The sequence below is a fragment of the Micromonospora sp. KC207 genome (assembly GCF_004348615.1).
Lineage (GTDB): Bacteria > Actinomycetota > Actinomycetes > Mycobacteriales > Micromonosporaceae > Micromonospora.
The window spans coordinates 1-10,335 of sequence record NZ_SMKJ01000260.1 but is presented as its reverse complement, the minus strand read 5'-3'; the positions used below and the strand labels follow the sequence as shown (position 1 = coordinate 10,335).

Here is a 10,335-nt window from a genome sequence, read left to right as displayed (position 1 = left end):
GACCACACAGACCGCCACCCCGCCCCCGACCGCCACAACGCCACCTCCGAGCGGTCCAGCGCCAAAGCTGCGCGTGTCCGGCAACAAGATCCTCACCGCGGACGGCAAGGCATACCGGCTGCTGGGCGTGAGCCGCTCCAGCGGCGAGTTCGCCTGCGTACAGGGCAAGGGCCTGTGGGACTCCGGGCCGGTCGACCAGGCATCCGTCGACGCGATGAAGACCTGGAACATCCGCGCCGTCCGGATTCCGTTGAACGAGGAATGCTGGCTGGGCATCAACGGCTCACCCCGCGGCGCCACCTACCAACAGGGCGTCAAGGACTACGTGGACCTCTTGGTCGCCAACGGCATCAACGTCATCCTCGACCTGCACTGGAACTGGGGAGCCTACACGAACAGCCCGGACTGGCACTGCAAGGACGAGCACGCCACCTGCCAGAAGCCGATGCCGGACGCGCGGTACGCCCCGCAGTTCTGGACCGGCGTCGCCAACACCTTCAAGGGCAACGATGCCGTCGTCTTCGACCTGTTCAACGAGCCGTACCCGGATATGCCCGCCGAATGGAACAAGACCCTGGGCTGGCAGTGCCTACGCGACGGCGGCACCTGCACCGGCCTCCCCTATGAGGCCGCCGGCATGCAGGACCTCGTCGACGCGGTCCGCGCCACCGGCGCCACCAACCTGCTCATGGTCAGCGGCCTGGAATGGACCAACGACATGCGCGAATGGCTGACGTACAAGCCGAACGACCCGCTGAACAACATCGCCGCATCCTGGCACGCATACAGCTTCAACGCCTGCGCGAACGAGTCCTGCTGGGACAGCCAGATCGCCCCGCTCGCGCAGCAGGTGCCGGTCGTAATCGGCGAGTTCGGTCAGGACGATTGCGGCTTCGACTACATGCAACGGCTGGTCACCTGGGCCGACGCGCACGACATGGGGTACCTGGCCTGGACCTGGAACCCATGGGGCTGCACCGGCGGCGCCGTGCTCATCAAGGACTGGGCCGGCACCCCGGAACCGGGCGTCGGCGCGGGCTACAAGGCCCACCTGCTTACCCAGAGCCCGTACGTCTGATCGATTCACGCGGTGACCCCGGCCTATTCCCAGACCGGGGTCCACCGCCTCCATTCCAACGGTGAGCCTCGCTCTTGGCCGTCGGTGTATCGCTCGGCGTACCCGGCCGACGGCTCGATCGGCATGACGATGTCGAGCAACACCCGGTGGAAGCAGCCACGATGCGAACCCCTGGCCTCCTCGACGCGGCCGAGCGGGCCGCCCGGACAAGGGGCGACCCGCTCGTGTCTCGCGGCACCGGCCAACCGGCGCCCCTCGGATCAGTCGTCGTCGCGGTCGTCGCGGTCGTCGTCGCGGTCGTCGCGGTCGTCGTCGATTGGCTCTTGCTCGGCCTTGACCACAGTGCCGTCGTTGCGGTCCACGTCGACTTCGTGCTCGGTCTGGCCGTTGACGATCTCGACGCTCCACACCGCCCGGCCGCGCTCGTGCTCGGCCTCGACCTCGACGATCCGCCCGCCCCCGGCCCGCGCCAGCGCGATCTCACCGGCCCGCTGCTGGTCGACCGCGCCGGTACGCCCGGGAGCGCCGGTGGCCGACGGCACCCCGGTGGCCGTGGGAGCGCCGGTCGGGGCACCGGTCGCGCCGTCGTCCGGGGTCGTGGTGGCACCCGGAGCGGCGGTTGCGGCGGTCAGGGTGGTGCGGGCGACCCGCTCGTCGGCGGCGGTGACGCCGACGGCCACCCCGGCCGCCGCCAGCATCGCCGCGCCGCCCAGCGACGCCATGATCAGGGAGTTGCGCTTCATCTCGGGCACCTTTCCTCGTTTCCTGCCTCAGAGGATCGGTCCGGGCGGGATAGCGGCGCGCTGCCAGAACGCTAAGGCCCGGTAAAGGCTGCCCGGACGCTAGGGCCGGGCCGGCCGGGACGACGGCGGGCCGAGCCAGAGCCGTACCTCCGCTCCGCCGCCCGGGGCGGTGCGCAGCTCCAGCCGACCTCCGGCGGCCTCCGCCGCCCGACGCGCGATGTCCAGGCCGAGGCCGGTGGACCCGGCCAGGCTCGCGCCCCGGGCCACGGTGGCCGCCGGCATGCCCTGGCCCTCGTCGGCGACGGCGAGCACCACCTGTCCGGCCTGCCGGGCGAGCCGGACGGTGAACGCGGTGCCGTCCGGGGTGTGCGCGAAGACGTTGCCGAGCAGCGCGTCCACCGCCGCGGCCAGCTCGTCGGCGGGTACCCCGACCGGCAGCGGCCCGGCGGCCAGGTCGCGGCGGACCGCCCGCCCGGTGTCCTCGGCCAGCACCGACCAGAACGCCACCCGGTCGGCGACGACGGCCGTGGCGTCGCAGCCGGCCTGCGCGGCGGCCGGTGGCCGGTCGCGGCGTGCCTGGCGGATCAGGCTGGTCACGGCCCGCTCCAGCGCGTCCGCCGCGGCGGTGATCCGCGCCGCGTCCTGCGGGTCGGGCAGCGACTCGGCCTCCAGTCGCAGCGCGGTGAGCGGCGTACGCAGCCGGTGGGACAGGTCGGCAACCTGCTCGCGTTCCTGCGCCAGCAGCACCTGGATGCGCCCGGCCAGATGGTTGAGCGCACCGGCCACCTCGCGCAGCTCGGCCGGGCCTGCGGGGGTGACCCTCGCGTCCAGCTCGGCGTTGGCGAGCCGGTGCGACACCGTCGACAGCTCGGTGATCGGCCGGACCAGGGTACGGGCCAGCCGGTCGGCCACCGCCAGCCCGACCAGCACCAGCAGCACGCCGAGCAGGGCCAGCACGAGCCAGGCCCGGGTCACCCCGGCCGTCAGCTCGGCGCGGGGCACCACGGTACGGATCACCCCCGTGCCGTCCGGCCGGCCCTGCACCGCGATCACCACCTCGCGTCCGGAGGCCGACTCCGCGGTGAGGCTCTGCCCGCGTTCGGCCAGGGCCACCGCCGGGGTACGCGGGGTGGGCGTGCCGAGCACGGTGTCACCGGGCAGGAACACGCTGACCGGACGGCCGGACTCGGCGGCGAGCTGCTCGACGGTCAACCGGATGGTCTCGACGTCGGCGGTGCCCACCACCGGCACGAGGCTCTGCGCGTCGGCGGTGGCCCGCACGGTGGCCCGGTCCTCGGCCACGACGCGCACCAGCAGCGCCAGCGGCACGAGGAACGCCACCAGGATGAGCACGCTGACCGCGGCGGCCAGCAGCGCCAGCCGGGCCCTCATCCCGCGCCGTCCGGCGACTCCAGCCGGACGCCCACGCCCCGCACGGTGTGCAGGTAGCGGGGCTGCTGGGCGTTCTCGCCCAGCTTGCGGCGCAGCCACGACAGGTGCACGTCGACGGTCTTGTCGGCCCCGCCGTACGGGATCTGCCAGACCTCGGTCAGCAGCTCCCGCTTGGTGACCACCTCGCCGGGCCGGGCGGCGAGGTGGCGCAGCAGGTCGAACTCGCGCGGGGTGAGTTCGACCGCGACGCCGTCGAGGGTCACCTGCCGGGCGCGCGGGTCGACGCGCAGCCCGCCCACCACGAGGGTGGGGTCGCTCGCCCCGGCACCGGCGGCACCTCGTCGGAGCACCGCGCGGATCCGCGCGTCGAGCTGGGCGGCCGTGAACGGCTTCACGACGTAGTCGTCGGCGCCCGCGTCGAGGACCCGGACGATCTCGGTCTCGTCGTCGCGGGCGGTGGCCACGATGACCGGCACCGCGCTGACCGCCCGCAGCATCCGCAGCAGCTCCCGCCCGTTCAGGTCGGGCAGGCCCAGGTCGAGCACCACCAGGTCGGGCCGGTTGTCCAGGGCGTCGCGCAGCCCGTCCATGGCGGTCGACGCGGCGGCCACCGCGTGCCCCCGGTCCCGCAGCGCCCGCACCAGCGGCGTGCGGATGGTCAGGTCGTCCTCGATCAGCAGCAGGCGGGGCACCCGACGAGGCTAACCGCCACGCACGGGCGCTGGCCCGGTCCTTAACCGTCCCTTAGCGTCGTCCCAGGCCGCGGCCAACCTTCGATCGGGGATAGTCGGGGGATGCGTCGTCGTTCGCTACTCGCCGTCGCGGGGTGGTTGGTCACCGCCGCGCTCGCCACTCTGGTCGGGGTGGCCGCGATCCGGTTGGTCGGGGAGAGCATCACCGGCACGCCGGGCGGGGTGCGCAGCCAGGAGGAGGTCGAGCGGGCGCTGGCCACGCCGGCGTCCACCGCAGCCGCCCCCTCGGCGGGTGTCCCGTCCCCCGGCGCCCCGGAGCCGACCGGGTCGGCCGGGGCGGGCGCCCGGCGGGTCTTCGCGACCACCGGCGGTACCGCCGTGGCGGAGTGCGGCCCGGGCGGGGTGCGGCTGGTGTCCTGGGCCCCGGCGCAGGACTACCGGGTCGCCGACGCCGATCGCGGCCCGGACGACGACGTCGAGGTCACTTTCGTCGGGCCGGGCGGCGAGTACGAGCTGAAGGTGCAGTGCGTGGGCGGCGAGCCGGTCGCCGGCGCCGACGACTGACCGGCGGCTGTCCCCCGCGGATCGGCCCGCTGGGGGCTCCCTCAGGCTCCCGAGGTGACCCGGTACGCGTCGAACACCCCTTCGACCTTGCGGACGGCGGCCAGCAGGTGCCCGAGGTGTTTCGGGTCGGCCATCTCGAAGCTGAACCGGCTCACCGCCACCCGGTCGCGGGTGGTGGTGACCGTGGCGGAGAGGATGTTGACCCGCTCGTCGGAGAGCACCCGGGTGACGTCCCGAGGCGACGGCGTCCGGCTGCGGCCACGCCGCGACCAGGAACCGGGCGAAGGACTGTCGCCAGGCGGGCGGGGCCACGGCCCGTCCCGACACCGTACGCAGAAACAAATCCCGGAACGCGGGGTCGGCCTGTTCGGTGTCGTGGGCGACGACCTGCGCGGCCAGGTACTCCTGGATGGTCTGGTGGAGGAAGACGAAGTCGTCGCCCCGTTCCAGCAGCACCCCGCTGCGGCGCAGGAGATCGGCGAGCAGGTTCCGCCAGGTGCCCGTCGGCACGGACGACGGCGGCAGGTGGCGGGTCCATTGTGCGAGCTTGCCGACTGCTGTCTGCGGGGCGCCGGCCAGCCGGTCCGCGGCGAGGCGGCCGATGAGGCCGTCGCGCTCGACGATGAGCCGCTCCCCCGCCTCCTCCGCCTGCCGGCCGTAGCGGCGCAGCCGCCGCAGCACCTGCTGGCGGATGCCGCCGTCGGCGTCACTGTACTGACGTTCGCGCAGCAGTTGCACGAAGTCGTGGAAGATCCTGTTGCGCCCGCGCGGCAGGCGACGCTCCGGGTTCGCCACGAACAGTTGGCACAGCATGGTGGCCATCAGCGGGTTGCGGGCCAGCTCCCCGAGCCCGAGCCGGTCGAGTTCCCGGTCGAACTCGCCGGCGGTGTAGCCGGGCCGGTCGACCGCGAGGCGGGTGAACCAGCCCTCGGTGAATCGGCGGCGCTGCTCCTCGTCGAAGGCGAGCAGCTCGAACCGCAGCGGCTCCCAGTCCGCCCCCATGGTAATGGGCAGGTCGGCGGCCGGGCGGGTGGCGATGACGAACCGGTGCGCGCTCGTCGGCGCTGCCCGGTGGGCGGCGAGGAAGGCGAGGACATCCTGCCGCCGGCCGGAATCCATGATCTCGTCGAGTCCGTCGACCAGGACCAGCCAGGCCCCGTCCGGCATGGGCGGCTCGTCGAAGAAGGCCGAGGGCCAGGGTCCGCCGGTGCCGGCCAGCCCGAAGTCGGCCCGTACGCTGCGGGCTACCGCCTCGCCGAGGCTGTGCGCCTCGAGCAGGTCGGTCGCCTGCACCCGGACCGGAACATCGGTCACGTCGGTGCTCTGCTGACGCCGGATCAAATCGCGCGTCACGACCTGGAAGAGACTGGACTTGCCCGCGCCGGCCCCGCCGACGAGAAAGGCGTCCCTGTCGCCGTCGAAGACCACCTCGGCGGGCCGGATCAGCGCGGGGGCCGGCCGGCCCGCTGTCGGCTGCTCGTGCAGGCGGGTCGTCTGCCGGACGTAGACGGCGGTCAGGGGTGGCATCTGTGTGGTCGTGGGCATCCGGTACGGGTGGCGTGCCGACGTCCGCTCCGCCAGCGCGAGGTAGGCCCGTAGCTGGGGGCCGGGGAAACGCCACCGTCCGGCCGCGAGCTGCCGGTCGGTCAGCAGGCTGAGCCAGCGTCGGTGTTCGAGCTGGACGGTGGCGAGCTGCGGGCCGACGTGTGCGCAGCGGGAGACGATCTCGCTGATGGGCAGCATGTGGGCGCTGCCGGTGGTGCTCGACGCGCAAATCATCCCGCACACCGCGCCGGTGCGGCGGTTGACCACCGGGCTGCCGCTGAATCCCGGCGTGACCGGGGTGCCCCGCAGCCTGAGCAGGCGCAGCGGATCGTCCTCGCTGCGCCGCGACTGGCCCTCGTAGACGAAGGTCGCCGGCTGGCCGCTGCGGAACATGCCGTCGGGGTGACCGTACGCCCAGAGCGCGTCGCCCACGCCGACCACGGGGCTGGACAGGACGGGCGTCAGCTCGGCCGACGGCGCCGACTGGTCGACGGCCAGCAGGGCGGAGGTCCAGCCCGGCCCGGGTGCGGAAGACGGCGTCCGGCACGACTCGCAGGGGCAGGCTGACACCGGCGGCGACCACCCGCCCCAGCGCGGTTCCCGCCACCGGCTGCCCGTCGTCGGCGAGCACGTGCGCGCAGGTCGCCACGGTCGCCGGGGCGACGAGGAAGCCCGTGCCGCGACTCGGCGCGCCCCCGGACGGCGACGGCACCTCGATGGCCACCGTGGCGGCGTGGAGCAGCTCCTCCCAGCTAGCTTCGACCGCGAAGGCTAGGTCGTTGGCTTTTCCCACTCAAGGCCCACCTTGACGCCGGACTTGGCCGATGCCTTGCCCAGGATCGCCACGAACTTGCCCGATTCCACGGCGAACTCGCAGCTGAACTCCACCGACAGCCGGGTCACCTCCGCCTCGCGCAGGGAGTCGGCCATCTTTCCCGCGAAGGCCGCCAGCCCGGCGAGCGCCTCGTCCAGGCTCGTCGGCCGCGAGGCGATCTCGACCTCGTCGCTGGACGCCCCCTCCCGCAGAACCCCAGTGGACAGATAGACGACATGCCCGTCGACCCGCAACGGCACCAGCCTCTCCGACCCGTCCACGGCAACGCCGTCCTCGTTCACGCAGCCCACCTCACGTTGCTCACCAGGTGACGAAAGCGCCTCGAACAGTAGTCGGACCGCGCAACGCCTGCGGCCCCCACCGACCCGGGTTGGTGTCAGGGGCACCGGGACTCCCGGCGGACGCCGGGGACCCAGCCGGCACGGCAAGCCCTTTCCCGCCCGAGTCCGGCGGGGCGACGATCGACCGGGTCGACATCGCCAACACCGGCAACAACGCCATCCTGATCGAGAACTGCTATGGGGTGAACATCGCCTCGGGCGGCAGGACAATCAGCGGCGGCGGGAAGGTACGGCTCGCCGAGCGCACCGAGTTTCCCGGTACCCGCGACATCACGCTGCGCAACTTCACCCTGGTCAACAACCGGATCGTGGAGAACCCCTGCGTGGACAACCTGACCATCAGCAACGTCGTCCTGGACAACTCGTCGGTCAGCCGCTGCTGACCGCCGGGCCCCCTTCGGGCCGCCGTCGGCCGGAACGCGCCGGTGGCGGCCCGAACGGGGTCGGCCGCCGCCGGCCGGCGGCGGCTCAGACGGGGTCGGGCCGGCCCAGCCGCCAGTACCCCATGAAGGCCACCGCCCGCCGGTCCAGCCCCTGCTCGGTCACCAGGTGCCGGCGCAGCGTGCGGATGACGCCGGCCTCCCCCGCGAGCCACGCGTACAGCGGCACCGGCGCCGCCGGGGTCGGCACCTCCCAGAGGAGTTCCCGGTCGACGTCCACGTCGGCGACCGCATCGGCGACCGGGTCGGCGACCTGGGCGAGGCCGGACAGCAGGTCGGCCGCCGCCGCCGCGACGGCGGGCACCAGGCGGGTGCCGTGCCGCCCGCCGTCGCGGGGCAGCCAGGTGATCCGCATGCCGGGCGGCGCGGTGACACCGAGCGCGTCGGCGGGCTCGGGCACCTCCAGCAGCGCCCGCCCCCGGGCGTCGCCCGGGAGCCGTGCCAGGATGGCGGTGATCGCGGGGACGGCGGTCTCGTCGCCGGCCAGCAGCAGCCGGCCGGCCGGCGGCGGCCGGAACTCGATGCCGCCGTGCTCGCCACCGAAGCCGGCGTCGGGGCCGAGCAGGGCCGCCCGGTCGCCGGGCCGGGCCCGGCGGGCCCACCGGGTGGCGGGGCCGCCGTCGCCGTGCAGGACGAGGTCGAGGTCCACCTCGGCCAGGTGTGGGCGGGCTGCCCGGACGGTGTACGTGCGGACCGGGTTGCGTCGGTGCTCGGGCAGGGCCCGGTAGCGGGCGTACCAGTCCGGGCCTTCGGGGAGTCTCACGTCGGCCTGCCCGGGCAGCGGCAGCGCCAGCTTGATCCGCTGGTCGTAGCCGTTGTCGGCGAACCGGTCGAGGTCGGCGCCGGTGAAGGTGACGCGGACGAACGACGGGCTGAGCCGCCGCACCGCGCGGACCTCGACGTCGAACAGCCGCCACGGCGCGATGGGGAGGGTCTGGGTCATGGCGCCTCTCAGACGTGGGCGGGGTCCCGTCCCACGGCACCCAGCGTCGATCATCGGACACGGCTAGGTTAGCCTAGCCTTAACGTCCGCTCCGAGGGAGGATTGTCGTCCCCCGAACGGGCGAACGGGGCGATCGGCCGTCGCCGGCTCAGCTGCGCGCGGCGGCCGGTCCAAGAAAGAACAACCGGCCCAGAGAGAGCAGCTGGGGCCGCTTCTCGACCCGGCAGCGGGTCGTGGTCGAGCCGGACGTGCGCAAACTCACCTGTCACGGCATCGAGCGACCACCATCCATGGTGAACCCGCGCGGCTGTTCCCGACGTCGGTCCCGTGCCACCCCGACGCCACGGGCGGTCAGCCCTCGTCGAGCCAGGTGCGCAGCGCCCACCACCAGCGCAGGGTCTGCGGCACCGGCCATCGGCCGCCCGGCTCCGCGAGGGTCGGCGGCATCCCGGTCAGCTCCTGCAACCGGCGCAGCCGGTAGCGCACCGTGTTCGGGTGCAGGTGCAGCGCCTCGGCCGTGCGGTCCAGCCGCTGCCCGTGGTCGAGATAGGTCAGCGCGGTCGAGACGAGCTGCCGATGGAACTCGTCGGCTGGGTCGAGGGCGCCCAGCAGCTCCCCGCTGACCAGCTCGGCCAGGGCCGGCTGGGCGGCCAGCGCGGTTTCCCCGGCAAGGTCGACCACCTGATGCAGGCCGCGCAGCCCGGCCCGGGACGCGGCGCGCAGGGCGGCGACGCACAGCCGGTACAGGGTCGGGGCCTGTGTCAGGGGCCGCGCCGGGGCGGCCACCACGAGCCCGGCCGCGGTGGCGAGGCCGGCGGGCGGCAGCCGGGCGGACAGGCCGGCGAGCCGGTCGTCGACGGTGCCGAACACCGCCCCGCCGCCGCAGAACTGCCGCTCCACCGCCGAGATCCGGGCCGGCTCGGTCAGCCCGGTGACCACGCAGTGGTATCGGCCGTCGGGGCGCAGCCCGAAGCCGGCGAGGTCGTCGGGGCGCCCTTCGCCCGCCTCGTCGAGCAGCAGCCGCCGCAGCAGGCGGTTGCGGGCGTCGCGCCGGGTCCGGGCCAGCTCCAGCTCGGCCGTGTGATGGCCGTCGACCAGGGCGCATTCCAGCGCGCTGGCGTACCGGCCGAGTTCCAGCAGGGCCTCCAGCAGCGCGGCGTCGGGAATCCCGGCGGCCCGGCCACGGTCGAGCGCGATCTCGACCACCCGTTGCCGGCCGGCCTGCACCCCGCGCAGCAGGCCGGCGACGGAGACGCCCTGCGCGGCCCGGTCGGCGCCGAGGCGTCTCGCCTCCGCGAAGTCCCGCTCGTTCGGCTCCGCCAGCCGCTCGAACGACGCCAGCCCGGCGGCCAGCAGGGCCGCCACGTGCCGGCGGTTCTCGGCCATCGGCAGCCGCGCCACCTCGGGCGAGTGCACCCGGGCGGCCTCGACCATCTCGTCGACGACCCGCCGGTCGGTCGCCAGGTCGCGCAGCAGCGCGCCGAGAACCCCGGCGCGCTTCGGCCTCGTCATCGGCCCGCTTCCCTCCGCCATGGCCACTGTGGCCCCGCCACAACGACCCGGCCGGGTTTTGGCCCCCGTGCCCTACCGGGAGTCCGGCTTCGGTTGGTTTCCTTCTGTTACCGCAAAGTAACACCGCACCCCCGCACCGCGGAACGCCATCATCTGTCGCCCCACCGGCAGGAGCAGCCCATGACCGCAGCATCGCCCGCGTCCCCGCCCATCCGCCGACCCCGAGCCCGCAGGTACGGCGCCCTCGCCG

8 protein-coding genes and 1 pseudogene are annotated in these 10,335 nt (G+C 74.0%); 2 read left to right on the top strand and 7 right to left on the bottom strand.

The annotated features are described in order from the left end of the window. Nucleotides 1-1,078, top strand: a 1,078-nt coding sequence (locus E1258_RS25625; RefSeq protein WP_132405623.1) for a glycoside hydrolase family 5 protein, incomplete at its 5' end; no start/stop codon positions are given. Nucleotides 1,079-1,338: 260 nt separating this feature from the next. On the opposite strand, the gene E1258_RS35605 is transcribed toward E1258_RS25625, so the two are convergent. From E1258_RS35605 to E1258_RS25590, 5 genes and pseudogenes are all read right to left on the bottom strand, one after another. Further along, entirely contained in the window at nucleotides 1,339-1,821 is a 483-nt protein-coding gene (locus E1258_RS35605; RefSeq protein ID WP_132405621.1) for a PepSY domain-containing protein, read from the bottom strand. Between the two features lie 99 nt (nucleotides 1,822-1,920). Further along, on the bottom strand, nucleotides 1,921-3,213 hold the full coding sequence (locus E1258_RS25615; RefSeq protein ID WP_132405619.1) for a HAMP domain-containing sensor histidine kinase: 1,293 nt from the start codon (nucleotides 3,211-3,213) through the stop codon (nucleotides 1,921-1,923). After that, on the bottom strand, nucleotides 3,210-3,905 hold the full coding sequence (locus E1258_RS25610) for a response regulator transcription factor (RefSeq protein WP_132405617.1): 696 nt from the start codon (nucleotides 3,903-3,905) through the stop codon (nucleotides 3,210-3,212). Before E1258_RS25610 ends, E1258_RS25615 begins: the two co-directional genes overlap by 4 nt. Nucleotides 3,906-4,510: 605 nt before the next feature. Next, a pseudogene (locus tag E1258_RS25600) lies at nucleotides 4,511-4,702 on the bottom strand (ACT domain-containing protein); the annotation flags it as partial. A 2,083-nt stretch (nucleotides 4,703-6,785) separates the two neighbouring features. Beyond that, complete coding sequence (locus E1258_RS25590; RefSeq protein ID WP_132405610.1) at nucleotides 6,786-7,130, bottom strand: CU044_2847 family protein; 345 nt, start codon at nucleotides 7,128-7,130, stop codon at nucleotides 6,786-6,788. A 92-nt stretch (nucleotides 7,131-7,222) separates the two neighbouring features. Between E1258_RS25590 and E1258_RS25585 the strand changes: the two genes are divergently transcribed. Further along, entirely contained in the window at nucleotides 7,223-7,573 is a 351-nt protein-coding gene (locus E1258_RS25585; RefSeq protein WP_243715681.1) for a hypothetical protein, read from the top strand. Nucleotides 7,574-7,658: 85 nt separating this feature from the next. Here E1258_RS25585 and E1258_RS25580 read toward each other — a convergent pair whose 3' ends face one another. Both E1258_RS25580 and E1258_RS25575 read right to left on the bottom strand, forming a co-directional pair. Further along, nucleotides 7,659-8,573 carry a siderophore-interacting protein gene (locus tag E1258_RS25580; RefSeq protein WP_132405608.1) on the bottom strand — a complete coding sequence of 305 codons (915 nt, stop codon included), beginning with the start codon at nucleotides 8,571-8,573 and terminating at the stop codon, nucleotides 7,659-7,661. 351 nt (nucleotides 8,574-8,924) lie between these two features. Beyond that, entirely contained in the window at nucleotides 8,925-10,085 is a 1,161-nt protein-coding gene (locus E1258_RS25575; protein ID WP_132405606.1) for a CdaR family transcriptional regulator, read from the bottom strand. Nucleotides 10,086-10,335 lie beyond the last annotated feature (250 nt).